The sequence below is a fragment of the Paenibacillus sp. J22FR5 genome (assembly GCF_059691975.1).
Genome location: NZ_JCAUAN010000022.1, coordinates 1 through 17,155 on the forward strand (window position 1 = coordinate 1; position 17,155 = coordinate 17,155).

Sequence of the window (17,155 nt, forward strand, 5' to 3'; positions counted from 1 at the left end):
GCTACGTCTGATGAGCGCTCTCATGAACAACATCTGCAAACCAAGGTGATAAAATCCTGCGAATGAGTGAGTATATGTGAGATAAACCCTTAAAACCGAGGGACGGGCAGTTTAACGCAATAAGCCATTCTTTTGATATACTTTGTAAAAGGGTGTTTTATACGTTGGACACATATCAAAAATAGGGGTGCAAGAATGAGCGGCTGGACTTTATTAGAAGAAGACGAGTTGGAAATGGTGTGGTCAAGATTGTATAGAGATTTTCATTTTAAACCCAGCACCACAATATTCCCTTCGTATAGCCTCCCTAGTCCATTTATCAAATACGATATATCTAACAGTTACACAGAAGAACTCATTAGAGACTTCGAGGACAAATCCGCTATAGCATTTCAACAATGCACCCAACCTGGGGAGCTTATTTACGCTTTAGATTGGCAACATGATTGCTATCTAGTGGATGCACGATTGGAGTTTCCAAGACATGTTCCGTGGAGAGTAGATAATGGAGATTGGATAATTTCCATTCATCCAGATGGAGATTATCATTTCTTTTTTGCCAGGGATTTTTCATGGGGTATTTTAGGTCATCCGTGGGAAGAAACAATAACTATCTATGGAGATAAACTTATTAGATGCTTATTAAAAGATGAGCCACATATGCTTCACAAAGTCCTGCAACGAGGCTGAGATTACCCAATGCTTATTGAGCTAACGGGACACGAGAGCTCAATTCTCCAAACGAAAAGGCAACCGACTGAAACCGGTTGCCTTTTCCCTGCTATCGGGCAGCATGGTGCAATTAAAGTTACCACGCAGCATCGACGTTGATTGAATTAATATAAAGTAGGACTCATTTAAAACAATCTGATGCGAATTATATAACGCTAAAAATGAACCTTTTGAACTGTTTAATTGTTACATAGATAAAACAACTGAAAGGAGGGCTTATTCTGACAGCAGAAGAGTTTTTTAAAACCTTTAAATTGGATGTGGAAAGGACATGTTTTTACATGTTACAACAACGGCAAGATGCAGAGGACATGTGTCAAGAAGTTTTCGTGAAAGCTATTCAATCTGGATTTAAATCTATCGAAAATCAGAAACCTTGGTTGCTGAGCATTACGATGAATATGTGTCGAAATCACCTGAAAAGAAGAAATAAAGAGGCTCTACTGAATCGTTTGAAACAGATATTTGTCACTGTAAGCGTAGAAAACACGTATGAGGGCAAGGAAATGCAAAGTGAGTTACAAATTAAACTGCAACAACTTCCAGAGAGGATTCGCTCGGTTCTAGTATTAAAGTACCTTCATCAAATGAAAAATGAAGAAGTAGCACAAATATTACACATTCCTGTAGGGACGGTAAAATCAAGATGTAATAAAGGACTAAAGCAAATGCGGCAATTAATCCAATCACAGGAATTTCTTCATATTGATTTAAAAGGTGGTTTTCCTCATGTTTAAAAACATTGAACGCCAACTAGAAACTCAATTTCAAAATGATTTTGTAGAATACTCCGATTCCTCAATGATGTGGGAAAAAATAGAGAAGAAAATTAATTCGAAAACTACTAAGTTTTCAAGAAAAAAATTCTTTTTAAGTCTAGGAATACTGGCTCTACTCTCTATTGTGGGAACTGTTTATGCTATTGATATTCTTCGACCTGTTATCTTTCCAACAATTGAATATGAAATTAAAACGACTCCAAACACTGAAAATAACAGTAAAATCACTTCACCTACCATACCAGCAGCTAACGAACAGATCATCTCACCAATTATTCCGGAATATTCGAGTATTAAAGAAAGAATGCTAAACGCAGTCGATAACTACAATACAATTCAGGGTTCGTTTCGCGAGGTATTTACCTCAATTAACGTTGATCAAACTATTGAATTTTATATTTCAGAGGGCAATAGTCCAGGTAGTTACGTGAAAGTAACAGATAACTTAACTGAACATACTACCGAAGAATCTTCATCTGATGGGAAATCAATACTTACACTTTATAACAAGATTCAAAAATTCATGAAAGCCGATACAACCAAAACGATAACAGACAAAATCAAGGGTCCAAGAGTAGTTAAAGCTGAAACCGGAGAAACGACATATATATTAAGAACGGATCCGGCTTTTTCAAATCAAGCAACAGAAGTAATTCTACCTCAAATTTATGCTTTTTGGTTGAACGATGAAACTAAAAACTATAAAGTTACAGGTGAAGCTATCTTGCTTGATCGTAAAGTAACTTTAATTGAGGGAACACACGATGTTAATCTAGCTAAAAAGCATAATGCCACACAATTTAAAATGTGGGTCGATTCAGAAACAGGTGTTTTGTTAAAAATGATTGAATCAAATACTATTGGAGAGATTACTAATAGAATTGAAGTATCTTCGATTTCTTTTAACCAGGAAATAGATCGTTCTAAATTTTCAACAGTACCACCAAAAGATTATACAGATATTCACGCTCAGTAAACGCATTTAACTACCGGTGAACGTTTGTTCAATAAACACACCATTGGGAGGCTGCCAGCATGATCGGTAGCCTCCATTACGTTAACGGGCAGGATAATGGAAATGTCTGGAGAAGAGTTTAGGGATGTAAAAGTGAAAATAGACGTTTTGGGATATGTCCATATTCAATAGTGTTAATAATCGGAGGCTAGAATTAATGCAAAGTAAATTAGAACAAGACATTATTTCAACGGCAGAAAGCTTCATAACTAATTTCTCTGATAAAGGGAATTTCAATTTTAGTGTACAAAGCCTACGTAAAGTAGACGATATTCTTGAAGAATTATGTGAGTATGAAATAGATAATGATTCTTTGGATTCTGTTTCTTCTATGGTTGGAAGTTACATTTTCGAAGTAGCAAGAAGGAATTATGGTGGGAAGTACTATTGGATACAAGATAGAGAACAACCTGTTTTAGTTACTGGTGAGCCGGAATTTTCAATTTCAATTTATGCTTTCGATAAAGTTAGAGGTAGAATTCAGAATGGGAAAGAAGATGATATACCATATTACTTTGATGGGTATATCAATGCAGTTGAAAAAGGTAAGGAAACAGGATACTGTGCAACAATTGTCTAAAGTCTAGGAGATTAAACTAACGAGGAACGAGAACTGAATACAAAATGGCTGCCGAGGAAACGTTCGGCAGCCTTAATTACGCTAACTGGCAGTTTAATGCAACGAAATTTTACTATAGAGGTGATTGTTTGGGTTGGAATATTCTATATATACCTTATACAATATTAATGATTATTGGTCTGATTATTCTTATTGTGATTATAAAAGTAGCCAAGAGTAAAAAAGTCCCTTCAATGCTTTTGATTATTTCGATACCCATTTTTATTTTTTTTCAATGTTACTATTGGAATGTAAAATATAATAACTATGTAAAAAGTTATTTGTTCCCAAGCAAAGTATTTGAATGTGAATATGAAGAAGAACTTAAAAACATTGCAATTCCTCTTCCTAAAAGAACTATATTTAAAGGAAAAGAAAATATTTGTTCTCCGTTTTATTTGTCCTATGTAAATGTTCGTGATTTTAAATCTTTCTATCAGGAAGAGTTAAACAAACTAAAAGTTAAAGGTAAAATTCAAAGCTATAGCGATATTGAAAATAACGAGTTTGCAGTGGAATTGTTATCAGGTTCAAGAATTGAAATTATTCACAACATAATAGAAAGTTCTAATTTTATTAAAATCAAATATAAAAACAGAGTTGATGTAGATTTAAACTAAATCCTAATGTCATTACGCTAACGGCGAACGATAGTTCAATCAATAAAGGATGAAGGCAGCCGGCCAGATGAAGATGATCGGCTGCCTTTTCTGTGCGTCCAGCATGGGTGCTATCCCCAGGTAAGGAAATGAAAACTTATGGATATGTCCTATGATGAAAGACCGAACCACCAACACGTGTCCCACTTCATGCTCCGTTGCCAAGTACGGTCGAACCTACCATACATGCAGCAAGGACAATTCTCGCTTATTTTTTTGGTGTCGTCAGAGGCTTGAAGAGTGGAAGCTTGTTTACAAACGCCGAACCACCGTTGAACGTTCAAACAAACGCGAGAAGATTGACTACAAGCTAGAGGCAGGTCGTCATCGCTCTACAATGATGTGGTACAAGTATAAACAAATTGAATAAATGTTATAGAATTAGTGTCTTTGTATCATTTGTTGAAGTTTCATACTTTCTTTTGGAATTGACGAGCATATTTCCCTGGTGATATGCCTACTGCATGACTGAAAGTTCGAATAAAATGAGCATAGTCATTAAAACCGCATTCATAACAAACCTGAGTTGTGGATATGCTGCCTTGCTCCAATAGCTCTCGCGCCTTGATAATCCGAGTGTTGACTAGATATTTGTGGAACGAAATACCGGTAACTTCCTTGAAAAGCTGATTTAACTGATGACGGTTTAAGCCAAAGAGTTCAGAAACCTGCTGAGCATTTAATTCCTTATGATAATTGCTAGTTATATATTCCATAACATGCATCAAGGTATTATGAACGGTGGAAAAAGTATTTTCAGCATCTTTTAACTGTATTCCTCGCAAAAATATTTCATTAATAAAAATAAGTATTTCGGCCAGAAGGATCCTAAGCTTGATTTCCCAGGCATATGAGTTACAAGTGGCTTGAGTACCAGATAATTGGGTATACATTGAAATAAGCTTTTGGGTTTCTTCCGGAGATAGCTTAAGGCAGTGGATGCGGTGTGAACCAGTTAAGCCGAAACATTCCAGCAGACTAGCGTTATAAGTGCAAAGAGGCTGAATATAGAGAGGATTAAAATAAAGGATATACCTTTCATAACCTTTCCGGTCATGGACGATTACCCGATGCTGGTCACTTGTGCTCAAAAGAAAAAGATCATTGGGAGAAACAATGTACCGTTGGTTGCCGATCCACATTTCTGCTCCTGGAGTAACAGCCAGATAAATTTCGTATACATTATGGACATGGTAGTAGTTCATTACGTCCTTATCTGTCCCCGTGGTGTGTTCCAACTGAAGATCTACATTAAAGGATTCTCTGACTTTTTTGAAGTTATTATCCATTGATCTCTACCCTTACCTTATCAGTTGTTGTATTTGATTTGATTTTAATCATGCATTAACAAAAATGCAATAAAAATAAACAATATTGCAATATTATTTTTTTGAGACTCGATATAATCAAATTAGGGGGTATGAATTTTTCATTACTAAGAAAGTGAGGAATATGTCTGAAATCACAATTTGCACTACACAGTAGAAGGGAATAGCATATAAAACCAAAACGATGACCATGTGGTTAATACGGTTTATTGGAAGCGCATCCTTTTTAAACAAATCATGAAATGGGAATAGTGGCACGTTTGTGACCTCGATGCTTTTTGAGCTGTAAGTAGCTGTTTCAGATTTCGGGATACTTTTACTTTGTACTACAGTAGTGGCCACTGTACAAAAATAGGTATCGGAAATCACGTTTCCAAGCTAAAGTGTTAAAACGGTTAAACCTTTCCCTAGAAGCTGTGTCTTTGAATGCGATGAAAAGTTTGTAGTTAGTGCCCACCTTATTGTTGATGGAAGCGATTTCGAGCACGACAAAGCTCCTAATTTGTTGTTAACTGTCATCCCTATTAGTTTAGATTATAAAAAATTGCTCATTGAATCAAAACGATTTCAATATGGTTTGTGCTGAGCGAAGCGAAAGGAATGGGTATAACCATGGAAAGAGACCAATTACTGAGACTATTTGAAAAAGTATCCTACAGAATGCAAAACCTCGATAATGAAACAGGCGTCAATGAGATCTGTCCGATTAGCATTATCGATATGGGGACTTGGGAATGGGCTCAGGGAGTCGGTTTATATGGTATGCAAAAATACTATGCCGAAACCGGAAAACAGGAAGTACTTGATTTTTTGATCCAATGGTTTGATACCAATATCCAAAACGGCCTCCCGGAAAAGAATATTAACACCATGTGTCCGCTGTTGACCCTATCATATGTCTATGAGTACACTAAAAATAGTATTTACTTGGATCTTTGCAAGGAATGGGCCGAGTGGGTCATGAAGGAAATGCCTCGGACTGAAGAAATGGGGCTTCAGCATATCGTATCTGGAGTAGAAAATCCCGGACAGATCTGGATCGATACGCTTTTTATGACGGTACTTTTTATGGCCAGAATGGGCAAGCTACTGGGACGGGAAGATTATCTGGCAGAATCTGTCCGGCAATTTTTGCTTCATATTAAATACCTATCAGACAAGAAGACTGGGCTGTTCAATCATGGCTTTGACTTCAATGGACGACACAGCTTTGGTGAAATTCAATGGGCCAGAGGTAACAGTTGGTATACCTCTGGTGTGGTAGACTATTTGGATATCCTGGGAGAAGACGACATGGGAGTTAAGTGGTTTCTTCTAGATACCCTACACGGCCAAGTAAAAGCCTTAGAGCAATATCAGAACGAAAACGGCATGTGGCATACTCTGATCATTGACCCCGAATCCTATGTGGAGGCTTCAGCAACGGCAGGCTTTGCATACGGAATCTTGAAGGCAGTACGGCTGGGCTACATTCCCGAAAGATATCGGGAATACGGGATAAAAGCCCTGAGGGCTATCATAGAGAGAATTACAGAGGACGGCACTATGACTGAAGTGTCATACGGCACGGCTATTAGTGACAGCCTGCAGGATTACAGGGATGTTCCCATTTGCCCCATGACATACGGACAGGCGCTTACACTTTTACTGTTATCAGAAGCATTGAAGCTGAAACTTAATTTTAGTTATGAGGAAGCTTATTGCGCTGAAGGTGCATAACAATTACCAAGCGCTTTGTTTATAGTTCACAAAGAGTTAAATAAATTTTACAGAGGGCTGAATACGTGAAAAATACGAATAGAAAAGCTTATCTCGATAAGGAACATAAATTCACAGTAATTGAAGAGGCTGTACCACTACCGAAATCGAATGAGGTCTTAGTCAAGATAAAAGCTAATGGCATCTGCGGATCTGATATACATTTTTACCGAGAAGGACGATTAGGCAATTTCATTGTGGAAGAGCCCTATGTTCCAGGACACGAATCAAGTGGAATTATTGAAGCGGTCGGAAGTGAAGTTAAAGGCTTTTCGGTAGGCGATCCAGTTGTTATCGAGCCTGGTATTCCTTGTGGGACTTGTAGTTATTGCAAATCAGGGCGGTATAATTTATGTCCTGATGTAATTTTCCTATCAGCGCCTCCGGTTAATGGTACCTTCTGTGACTACATTTCTATACGTCATGATATGGTATTTCATATTCCAAAAGCCTTATCGTTTGAAGAAGCTGCAATGGTCGAACCCGTTGCAGTAGGGGTACATGCTGTAAATCGTGCCAGATTTAATATTGGTGCTACTGCTGTAATCCTTGGTGCAGGTCCCATTGGTCTACTTACTGCACAAGCTTTTAAGGCGGCAGGCGGAGGAAAAGCTATCTGTGTTGACTTTAATGAAACAAGACTCGCATTAGCAAAAAAAATAGGAATTGATTTGGTTGCTCTTCCAACAGACACAAGTATAAAAGGAACTGCAGATGTCGTATTTGAAACTGCCGGAGCAAAAATAGCTACTGCATCTACTTTTAGCTATTGCCGCCCGGGGGGATGTGTTGTGCAGGTAGGCTGGCCTGGAGGTAATATCGTAGAAATGAATATTGCAACACTTCTAGATAAAGAATTGGATTATGTTGCTGTAAACAGATATGTAAACGCTTATCCTACAGCGATACAGTGGATTTCCGATGGGAAGATCAATGTGAAAGATCTGATAACACATCGTTTTTCCTTGGATCAAATTGCTGAGGCATTTGAATATTCAAGTAAAAATCCAGATAAAGTTGTGAAGACCGTTGTGTTTAATGAATAGTCGATAAAAAGGGGATAATCACATGATGAAAAGAACTTTAGTTATGATGTCCGTTTCTCTCGCTCTCGCGATTAGCGGATGCTCCGCCGGTACGCCGAAGGATGACAAGAAGGCTGCGGCAGGAAGTGAGAGCAGCAAAAAAGTGGAGCTTCGCATGACCTGGTGGGGATCGCAAACCCGTCACGATCTGACAATGAAAGCATTAAAGCTATTTGAACAAAAGCATCCTGAGGTTACGATTAAACCTGAATTTTCCGGATTTGACGGCTACTTCGACAAGCTCTCCACCCAGGTTGCCGGGGCGAATGCGCCCGATTTGATTCAAATGGATTACGCTTTCATTACTGACTACGCTAAACGCGGAGCCCTTCTGGATTTGGGGCCTTATGTGCAAAGTAAAGTTCTCAAGACCGACAATCACGATCCGACGATGATAAAAGCGGGCTCAGTGGACAATAAGCTTTATGCGATAACGTTGGGAGTCAATGCTCCGGGAGTCATATATAATACCCCTGTCTTCAAGGAGCTGGGTATCGAAGATCCGAAGGAAAGCTGGACCTGGAAAGATTTTAGCGATATCGCGGCGAAAATTGCTCAGGTCAAGGGAAAAGGATACTACGGCTCCACGGATATTTCCGGAACGACGAATATTTTTGAAACTATGGTGCGCCAAAACGGACATGCGTTATTCAACGATGGAAATTTGGGAGCAACACAGGATGATCTGACGGGCTGGTTCAAAATGTGGGAGGATTTGCGGAAGAACGGCGGTATCACTTCTCCGGAAGTTACGGCGGCAATGACGAATGCGCTCGAAACCCGCCCGCTCGCGCTCGGTAAGGCAGCGATGGATTTCGTCTGGTCCAATCAAATCGTAGCCTTCCAAAAGGCGATGAAAAATCAAAACGACAAACTGAAGATTCAAGTGATTCCCCATTTGGCAGGCGAAAAGAAAAACGGGGAATATTTAAAACCGAGCATGTTCATTTCGGCGTACTCCAAGTCGGCGCATCCGAAAGAAGTGGCAATGGTTATCGACTTCCTAGTCAACGATCCGGACGCCGCTCAAATTCTCGGTTCCGAGCGGGGCGTTCCGGTAAATTCCCAGATTAGAGAACAGCTGAAAGCGTCGCTGTCGGAAACGGATAAAATGATATTCGACTTTATCGATACCGTTTCCAAGCATTCCAGCGATATCGATCCGCCATATCCTCAAGGCTATGCGGAGGTTGATAAAAGCTTCAAAACTTCCAGCGAACAAATGGCTTTCGGACAAGGCAAGGCGGATAGCGTGATCAATCAATTTATTACAGGCGCCAATCAAATTCTAGGAAAAAGCAAATAACTGATCGATTTGCAAACGGCTAACCGTAATCCAGATTGCGGTTGGCCTACTCTTTCGATGCAACGGGGGGATTTCATGAACACGCAGGTGATGACCGACACGGTCAATTCGATAAAGCGGGTGAAAGCGAAAGCGAGCTTCCGTCACAATGGGGCGGCCCTTTTTTTTCTTACCCCATGGCTGATCGGCCTGATTTTTTTAACATTGGGTCCGATGGCGGCGTCTCTCTATTTTTCATTTACCGATTACAGCATTCTGAATGCTCCATCTTGGATCGGGTTGGATAATTATAATACGATATTTGCGTCCGACAAGCTGTTCTTGATTTCATTAAAGGTGACGTTCCTCTATGTATTTATTTCCGTTCCGCTGAAACTCGCATTCGCTCTTGGTGTGGCTCATTTGTTGGATAAAGGCATCAGGGGCCTAGGCTTTTACCGTACTGTCTATTACATCCCTTCCTTGTTGGGCGGAAGCGTAGCGATCGCTATGCTGTGGCGGAAAATGTTCGGCGGCGACGGGCTCCTGAATCAAGTGCTGCTTCTTTTCGGCATCCATGCTCCCGATTGGGTGGCCAATCCCAAATATGCGCTGTATTCGATTGTGCTGCTATCGGTATGGCAATTCGGTTCGTCCATGATTATTTTTTTGGCGGGGTTAAAACAAATTCCGACGGACTATTACGAGGCGTCGTCGGTTGACGGCGCAGGAAAAATGCGCCAGTTTATTAGCATTACCTTACCGAGTCTCTCACCTGTCATTTTCTTTAATTTGGTGATGCAAATTATTACCTCGTTTCAATCGTTTACGCAAGCCTTCGTAATCAGTAACGGTACGGGGGGACCGATTAACTCCACGCTGATGTACTCTCTGTATTTATACAAGAAAGGATTCGCCTTCTTTCAGATGGGTTACGCTTCTGCGATGGCTTGGGTATTGGTTGTTCTGATCGGCTTTTTCACATTTATGGTGTTCCGTACTAGCAAAACGTGGGTGCATTACGAGGACGGGGGAAAATAGCTCATGAAGTATGACAATAGAAATACGGAATGGTTTAAGCATTTCACGATCTCCGTGATTGCGTTCGTGATGCTCTACCCTGTGCTGTGGATGCTTGGAAGCTCCTTCAAGCCGGGGAACCAAATATTTTCTGGAATCGGGCTGTTGCCTAAGCAATGGGTGTTGACAAATTACGTACAAGGCTGGTATGGAGCCCAGGGTAACTCTTTCTCGCGTTATCTGCTCAATTCGCTGACCGTTTCTCTGGGTGCGGTGCTGGGAAATGTCATCTCATGTTCCATGGCCGCTTACGCTTTTGCCCGTTTAAACTTTCGCTTCAAAAAAGCAGGGTTCGGCTTGATGCTAATGACGATTATGCTGCCGCATCATGTAACACTGATCCCGCAGTATATTTTGTTTAACAAATTGGGTTTGGTGAATACGTTTTTTCCGCTGATTTTGCCGAAATGGCTGGCAACGGATGCCTTCTTTATCTTTTTGACCGTCCAATTTATTCGCGGCTTGCCTAGAGAATTGGATGAAGCTGCAACGATCGACGGCTGCGGAACTGTGCATATTTATTGGCGGATCATTCTGCCGCTTGCTGTTCCTGCCCTAATCACAACGACGATATTTACGTTTCTATGGACATGGGACGATTTTTTCAGTCAACTGATTTATTTGAGCGATGTAACCAAGTTTACGGTACCGCTCGGTTTAAGGCTGTTTCTGGATTCCAGCTCGCAATCCGATTGGGGACCTATGTTCGCCATGTCGGTGTTGTCGCTAATTCCTTGCTTTATCATCTTTATATTATGTCAGAAATACTTTGTAGAAGGCATTGCAACATCCGGAATTAAAGGATAAGATCATGGTACTTGATTCCGGATAAGGTGATGAGTAAGCGATGCGGGTTTCCGGCTTTGTCTTATGGAAACTTCCGGAGATCAGCAGACAGGCTTCATCAATTATTGCAACGCTTAGGTGATATTACCTTTATTCGACTTCCTTTGGAATCCCAAACCAAGCTTTCGGAGGCAGTCCCCAACCCGGGTTCTGTTACCCGACTTATTTCGTTAGCTGCTCCGGTAACTGCAGCGTGTTTAGCCTCATTTGCTTCTCTGGAAGAAGCATTCATAGGAATCGATCCTTATGCCAACAAACCGTCGAGAGCGCTGCCGAAGGGCTGCCTGGTCATTCTCGCAACCCGGGCTGGCATTTGCGACACCAGTGAACTTCGAAAACGAGTGCTGGCTGATGAATTAAGTCTCGCAGCGGATGTATTTGATGTGGAGCCTCTCCCGTTGAATGACCCCTTGCTCGGTCGGCATAATGTTGTTCATACGCCGCATAACGCAGGCAGAACGAAGGAAGCCAATTTTCGTTGGGCAGAAATGTTGGCGGAACAATTTGCTTGATGCTTTTTGGAAACTTCTTGGATGTAGTTAAAAAAGAATGAACCTAATTGGGTACCGTTCGACCTAGGGGGGGGGGGGGGACCCAACATATCCACAAATGAAGTTTGTGAACATATTCCAGATTTCCCCTTCTAGACGGAGTTTCGCTGCTGAAGCTAATTTTAGAGAACTGGTATTCTGTCACTACCTTACAAACAGGGCACAATGCTGTCGTAAAAATGCGGCAGCATTGTGCCCTGTTTTAATATAAGAAATACTGTAACATTAGCATTTACAAGTAGAAGAATATGAAAATATAATGGACTGCCGATAGCGTAAATTCAGGTTATTCACATGGGAACTTTACATGGTTAAGTTCGTACTGTATCGTTATGAATTCTTCTCCTTTGTTTAACCCAAGCTTGTAGAAAGCGGTGAGGGACTGAACCATTTCCGAGTTGTCAGGCAGCTGGAGTTTGATTGCGAAGCAATTTATAAAATCTAGAGAGTTATATAGCAAGTGCGGATTGATCGGATAATAATTCGGCGATTCTCTGGGACATGAAATTGAAATTTTCTACCAACTTTCGCAGTTCATCTTTTCCATGTTGGGGAATTATAACATTCAGCTCGCTTTGAATAAGAGTCGGTTTCTTTGCTTTGCCTAGTTGCAACCTCGTAAAAACTTGTACCTGATGCAGGACCGTTACTTTCAAAATGAGCGCAATTCGAACCAATAAAGGACTGACGTTCCGTTCGAGCGATAGGGAGAAGTTTCTAAATTATGAAAACTAATTCCTTTTATTCTTGAGCGTAAGTCAAACCTTTAGGATTGGAACCTGAATTTCAAACATGACTTCGTTCGGATTATCCGTAATGGTAATATCCACTTGCATAATTTGTACGGCATCTCCGATAATCCGATAGCCCTGTCTGTCTAGTTGATCCACTAACATGGACAGGCTTTTACTTCGATCCCATAGCTCCCCGTAATATCGAATACAAGCGAATAGACCTGCGGGAATAATTGTTAAGTACTCCAACTGAATGTGTGTTTTCTCCTTTGCGACGACAAAAATGGTGGACGGCATCTCGAAGTGTTGATTCATCAGGTCCTCGATATCAATCAAAACCCCCAACCTGTTGCTTGCGAGAATGGGCGCCTTTTCAGTTAACATATTTTCCAACCCAATGACCCCATAACAAAGTTCCAAATTGCTGTTGATCTTTTGATGTAACGTGATGATTCTCCGACTTTTCATTTCTCGGAACATGACCTCCGCAGGACCGTCGTCCGTGCAAACTGTTTCTAAGTATTTGATTTTTTCCCGTATGTTCTCCTCGATGTCCACCCATTCTCTAATCGTCGATTCAAGTTCTGCATGTTTGTTTTTTAGAATCTCCAATGATTTCTTTTTGTTCCGCTGATCGAAGTATTGTTTGATCTCATCTGTCGTCATCCCAATCTGACGCAGTTCTTTGATGGTTCCCAAAATTTCGTATTGATAAATTGAATAGTACCGATATCCAGATTGCTTATCGACGACATGTGGTTTGAATAAATGAATACGATCGTAATGTCTCAAGGTCTCGGTCGTCATACCACGAAGTTTTGCCATTTCACTAATCGTTAATTTCTCCTTCATTCGTCCCACTCCTTCGAGGATCAGGTTTATGTATGTAAAAAAATATAACATATATCTTGACTTTTGTGTTACACAAGACTTTATGATCCGAATATACAAGATCCATGTTACTATTCATGACACGTAGAAGGGTGGTTGAATGCTTTGTTATTGCCCCATATCTCGAAAGCTGTAGCTGTATTTCAAAGTGAGTTATATCAAACCAATTCGTATGTTATTGATACGGAAGATCTTGTGTTAGTCATTGATCCGGGTTATCTCTCCTCTGAGATTGAAAAGATACGTGCGTATGTGGATCGTGTGAAAGGAACGCGGCCCATGTATCTGTTTTTTACCCATTCGGATTTTGATCACATCGCAGGTTATGGCAGTTTTACGGATTGTATAACAATTGCGGGTGAAGCTTTCGCAGAGCGTACGGATAGGCAGCAGGCCATCAACGCTGTACTGGAATTAGATGACCAATATTATATCAAGCGCCCTTATGATATTGCCTATCCGCATGTAGATTACGTCGTTCGGGAAGAGGGGCAATCTCTGGTTATTGGAAATACGGTGATGACCTTCTATCACGCGCAAGGTCACAATCCAGACAGCATGATGTGCTTTGTAGAGTCCAGTAAGCTTCTAATTACCGGCGATTATTTATCTGATATTGAGTTTCCCTTTATCTTTGACACCTTTGCCAACTATAAAAATACACTTAGCAAGCTAAAACAATTGAAAGAAACATGCCCTGATTTGATTCTTTTACCCAGTCATGGATCGGTAACTGACGATGCGGCAGAAATTGATCACCGGATTATCGCATCCGAGACTTATTTCCAGATAGCCGAATCAACAACGCAACAGCATGGGCAAGATGAATCCTTTCAAGTTTTTATGCTGGAAAATAACTATCGTTTTACGAAAGGGTTAACACGAAGACACGAAGCCAATCTGGAAGTCTTATCTAAAGGGGGAAAGCAGCTATGAGTATCATGGTTACCGGTGGACATGGTTTTCTTGGAACGACACTAGTTCGCATGTTAAGAGAGCAAGGACATAAGGTAGTTAATTATGATCGACGAATGAAGGACAACACACAAGAAGAAAACTTGGTCTATGTGCAAGGTGATTTGTTGGATCTGTCACTGCTTCTAGAAACCATCCGACGCCATAATGTTGAACGGATCATTCATACGGCTGCGATTTCCCATCCAGTGGCGGCCATCGATATCCCTTACCAAACCGTGCTTACCAATGCTTTGGGGACGACAAATGTTTTCGAAGCGGCAAGGCTTTCTGGTATTAAACGGGTGGTTAACCTCAGTTCGGAATATGCGTATGGGGGCAATGCACATTTAGGGACAATCCAAGAAGATGTTCCGCTTCACCCTACAGGCGTATACGGAGCAACGAAGGTATTTACCGAGAAATTAGCGCGAGGCTATATGAATTTATATGGGCTCGAAATCCCCTCCCTGCGTCCGGGATGGATTTATGGACCGGGCCAATTTATGCAGTGTTATATGAAAACGCTGCTGCTTAACGCCAAACATGGGATCCCAACAGAGGAAGAGCAGGGACGAGATCACGAATTCCAGTATGTTCATGTAACTGATGTAGCCCAAGCCTGCATACAAGCATGTACGGTTTCAACCATGAGCACGTTTGTGTACAGTATCACGGCGGGCTACAAAACGTCCTACGAAACGCTGATCGGATATGTACGTGAATTGTACCCGAACTCCCAAATAAATGTTGGGGAAGGCGTATTTCCGGATATCGATTCTTACGCAACGATTGACATCTCGCGAGCTCGCGAAGAGCTTGGTTATAAGCCCAAATACGAACGATTAATGGATGGCGTTAAAGCTTACGCGGATTGGTTAGCAACGAATTCGTTCTAAATCAGCTGAGAGAGGTGATCATTATGAAAGAAACAACAAGTGCACCTGTTAAGTTTCCAAAGGCAGCTAAGCTTTTGAATGAAATGCGTGACAGTATCGGTCAGGGAACGATTCCGATTGGGATTTTCAATGATCAAGAAGTTTATGACATGGAGATGGAACAAATCTTCGGGAAGAAATGGGTTCTACTCGGGCATGAATCTGAAATTCCATCCAAGGGAGATTACGTTCTCCGCTATATCGGTGAGGATCCATTCATTGTGGTACGAGAAGAAGAAGGTCAAATTCGTGTTCTATTAGATGCATGCCCTCATCGTGGAGTCAGGGTTTGCCGGGCAGAAAAAGGAAACGCCTCTCATTTTCGATGCCCGTACCATGGCTGGACATATAAAAATAACGGCGAACTCATCGGCATGCCGGCTCAAAAGCAAGCCTATAATGGCCTGAATAAAAAAGAGTGGAATATGATCGGAATCCGAGCAGAAACGAATCATGGCTTTATTTTTGGATGTTTAAGCCCGGATACTCCGCCGCTTGAGGAATATTTGGCAGATAGCAAATACTATTTGGACTTACTTTTCGGTTTGCAAGAAGGTGGAATGGAGGTCATTGGGGAACCGCAACGCTGGACCGTGAATGCTAATTGGAAAATGGCGGCCGAGAACTTCAGCAGCGACGATTATCACCTTATTTTCCTTCATCATTCAGCCGTAGAAATCGGAGCTACCGATATTCCGATGTTCGATGTTATGCGAGGTTATCATATTCAGGCTGGCAATGGGCACTGCGTGAGTATATCTCTGGACAAAGAAGTGGTGCCAAGTGACATGCCATTCTGGAACTTCCCTAAGGATATTGCAGATACATTCACTACCGAACATCTTAGCCAAAAACAGTTGGAGATCGTAAGAGATTCCAGAGAAATGCTTGGAAATATTTATCCAAACTCCTCTTTCCTTTTGATGACCGTCAGTCCAGATCCGAAAAATGTTCCGGCCACGCCATTTATCTCGTGGAGACAGTGGCTGCCTAAAGGTCCGGACAAGATCGAAATATGGAATTGGTTCTTTATGTTTAAAGATACGCCGAAGGAATTCAAAGAAATGTCCTATCGCGCAGGGTCGACATCGTTCAGCATGTCGGGTGTTTTCGAGATGGATGATACCATGACATGGGAAACCATTACGCAAACAGCAGGCAATTCCTTTGCCAAGAGAACGATGAAATTAAATTATCAAATGGGTATGAATGGCATGGGCAGCGCTCAAATTGACGAAGAATGGCCTTGTCCCGGTGTTGCGTATTACCCACGTTATGGTGAAGGAAATCAAAGGTATTTATATGAAAATTATCTAAAGGATATGCTGGATGGGCAACCCTTACATAACGAGGAGGGATGATATGAGTATGGAAATTGCGGCTTATTCCCATGAGGACCAACTACTTTTTAATGAAGCGCAGCATGTTCTCGTGAAGGAAGCGGAATGGCTGGATAACGGAAAATTTCATGAATGGTTAAGTTTTTTGGCACAGGATATTGTGTATCGCATACCGATTCGGGTAACGCGCGAGCGGCACGCCTCCCCGTTCAGCGATCAATCCTGGCATATGAACGATACGCATGGTTCGCTTGAAATGCGCATTCAGCGAACGTACACGGATTATAATTGGGCAGAGGATCCTCCCTCGCGAACAAGGCGTTTTTTGACGAATTTTAGATTGGAGTGCATAGAGCGGCATGACGAATACAGCGAAGTTGCTATCAAATCGAATTTGCTTCTCTATCGAAGTAAATTCGATTATGCCGCTCATGAGCTGATTTCTTGCGAACGGATAGATAAAGTGCGTAAGCGGTATTGCGGTTGGGAGTTAGCGAATAGGATGGTTTTGTTAGATCACACCACGATGGGCATGAACAATCTTGGCATTTTCTTATAAAG

General features: G+C 41.3%; 18 protein-coding genes. 15 read left to right on the forward strand and 3 right to left on the reverse strand.

Going from position 1 to position 17,155, the window contains the following annotated elements; translation table 11 throughout:
- The first annotated feature begins 195 nt into the window (after window positions 1–195).
- The 5 genes from AC58P7_RS23235 to AC58P7_RS23255 all read left to right on the forward strand — a co-directional run bounded on the left by AC58P7_RS23235 (window position 196) and on the right by AC58P7_RS23255 (window position 3,765).
- Window positions 196–690 (forward strand): DUF2716 domain-containing protein, encoded by a 495-nt coding sequence (locus AC58P7_RS23235; RefSeq protein WP_497347109.1) that lies wholly within the window; start codon window positions 196–198, stop codon window positions 688–690.
- 263 nt (window positions 691–953) lie between these two features.
- On the forward strand, window positions 954–1,469 hold the full coding sequence (locus tag AC58P7_RS23240; protein WP_497347285.1) for an RNA polymerase sigma factor: 516 nt from the start codon (window positions 954–956) through the stop codon (window positions 1,467–1,469).
- The gene (locus AC58P7_RS23245) at window positions 1,462–2,487 is read left to right on the forward strand and encodes a LolA family protein (protein ID WP_497347111.1); all 1,026 of its coding nucleotides are present in this window, start codon (window positions 1,462–1,464) and stop codon (window positions 2,485–2,487) included. The genes AC58P7_RS23240 and AC58P7_RS23245 overlap by 8 nt, the downstream gene beginning before the upstream one ends.
- Before the next feature lie 196 nt (window positions 2,488–2,683).
- Window positions 2,684–3,106: a hypothetical protein gene (locus AC58P7_RS23250; RefSeq protein ID WP_497347113.1), complete on the forward strand. Its 423-nt coding sequence runs from the start codon at window positions 2,684–2,686 to the stop codon at window positions 3,104–3,106.
- A gap of 44 nt (window positions 3,107–3,150) precedes the next feature.
- A complete protein-coding gene (locus AC58P7_RS23255) occupies window positions 3,151–3,765 on the forward strand; it encodes a hypothetical protein (RefSeq protein ID WP_497347115.1) in 615 nt (204 codons plus the stop codon).
- A gap of 449 nt (window positions 3,766–4,214) precedes the next feature.
- Here AC58P7_RS23255 and AC58P7_RS23260 read toward each other — a convergent pair whose 3' ends face one another.
- Window positions 4,215–5,093: an AraC family transcriptional regulator gene (locus AC58P7_RS23260; protein ID WP_497347117.1), complete on the reverse strand. Its 879-nt coding sequence runs from the start codon at window positions 5,091–5,093 to the stop codon at window positions 4,215–4,217.
- Window positions 5,094–5,744: 651 nt separating this feature from the next.
- On the opposite strand from AC58P7_RS23260, the gene bglB reads away from it, so the two are divergent.
- The 6 genes from bglB (at window position 5,745) to AC58P7_RS23290 (ending at window position 11,698) form a co-directional block, all read left to right on the forward strand.
- Complete coding sequence (gene bglB, locus AC58P7_RS23265; RefSeq protein WP_497347118.1) at window positions 5,745–6,851, forward strand: beta-galactosidase BglB; 1,107 nt, start codon at window positions 5,745–5,747, stop codon at window positions 6,849–6,851.
- A gap of 65 nt (window positions 6,852–6,916) precedes the next feature.
- Window positions 6,917–7,936 carry an NAD(P)-dependent alcohol dehydrogenase gene (locus tag AC58P7_RS23270; protein WP_497347120.1) on the forward strand — a complete coding sequence of 340 codons (1,020 nt, stop codon included), beginning with the start codon at window positions 6,917–6,919 and terminating at the stop codon, window positions 7,934–7,936.
- A 22-nt stretch (window positions 7,937–7,958) separates the two neighbouring features.
- The gene (locus tag AC58P7_RS23275) at window positions 7,959–9,281 is read left to right on the forward strand and encodes an ABC transporter substrate-binding protein (protein WP_497347122.1); all 1,323 of its coding nucleotides are present in this window, start codon (window positions 7,959–7,961) and stop codon (window positions 9,279–9,281) included.
- A gap of 75 nt (window positions 9,282–9,356) precedes the next feature.
- Window positions 9,357–10,301 (forward strand): carbohydrate ABC transporter permease, encoded by a 945-nt coding sequence (locus AC58P7_RS23280; protein ID WP_497347124.1) that lies wholly within the window; start codon window positions 9,357–9,359, stop codon window positions 10,299–10,301.
- A 3-nt stretch (window positions 10,302–10,304) separates the two neighbouring features.
- Window positions 10,305–11,147: a carbohydrate ABC transporter permease gene (locus AC58P7_RS23285; protein WP_497347126.1), complete on the forward strand. Its 843-nt coding sequence runs from the start codon at window positions 10,305–10,307 to the stop codon at window positions 11,145–11,147.
- 11 nt (window positions 11,148–11,158) lie between these two features.
- Window positions 11,159–11,698, forward strand: a complete 540-nt coding sequence (locus AC58P7_RS23290; protein ID WP_497347128.1) for an NAD(P)-dependent oxidoreductase — start codon at window positions 11,159–11,161, stop codon at window positions 11,696–11,698.
- Window positions 11,699–12,023: 325 nt separating this feature from the next.
- On the opposite strand, the gene AC58P7_RS23295 is transcribed toward AC58P7_RS23290, so the two are convergent.
- Window positions 12,024–12,197 carry a histidine kinase gene (locus tag AC58P7_RS23295; RefSeq protein ID WP_497347130.1) on the reverse strand — a complete coding sequence of 58 codons (174 nt, stop codon included), beginning with the start codon at window positions 12,195–12,197 and terminating at the stop codon, window positions 12,024–12,026.
- A gap of 298 nt (window positions 12,198–12,495) precedes the next feature.
- Window positions 12,496–13,323, reverse strand: a complete 828-nt coding sequence (locus AC58P7_RS23300) for a MerR family transcriptional regulator (protein ID WP_497347132.1) — start codon at window positions 13,321–13,323, stop codon at window positions 12,496–12,498.
- 135 nt (window positions 13,324–13,458) lie between these two features.
- Here AC58P7_RS23300 and AC58P7_RS23305 point away from each other — a divergent pair, with 135 nt between their 5' ends.
- Genes AC58P7_RS23305 through AC58P7_RS23320 form a run of 4 tightly spaced genes read left to right on the forward strand, consistent with a single transcriptional unit; the run spans window position 13,459 to window position 17,153 of the window.
- Window positions 13,459–14,298, forward strand: a complete 840-nt coding sequence (locus tag AC58P7_RS23305) for an MBL fold metallo-hydrolase (RefSeq protein ID WP_497347134.1) — start codon at window positions 13,459–13,461, stop codon at window positions 14,296–14,298.
- Window positions 14,295–15,215 carry an NAD-dependent epimerase/dehydratase family protein gene (locus AC58P7_RS23310; protein WP_497347136.1) on the forward strand — a complete coding sequence of 307 codons (921 nt, stop codon included), beginning with the start codon at window positions 14,295–14,297 and terminating at the stop codon, window positions 15,213–15,215. The genes AC58P7_RS23305 and AC58P7_RS23310 overlap by 4 nt, the downstream gene beginning before the upstream one ends.
- A gap of 23 nt (window positions 15,216–15,238) precedes the next feature.
- Window positions 15,239–16,615 carry an aromatic ring-hydroxylating oxygenase subunit alpha gene (locus AC58P7_RS23315; RefSeq protein WP_497347138.1) on the forward strand — a complete coding sequence of 459 codons (1,377 nt, stop codon included), beginning with the start codon at window positions 15,239–15,241 and terminating at the stop codon, window positions 16,613–16,615.
- A 1-nt stretch (window position 16,616) separates the two neighbouring features.
- Window positions 16,617–17,153 carry an aromatic-ring-hydroxylating dioxygenase subunit beta gene (locus AC58P7_RS23320; protein WP_497347140.1) on the forward strand — a complete coding sequence of 179 codons (537 nt, stop codon included), beginning with the start codon at window positions 16,617–16,619 and terminating at the stop codon, window positions 17,151–17,153.
- The last annotated feature ends 2 nt before the right edge of the window (window positions 17,154–17,155 follow it).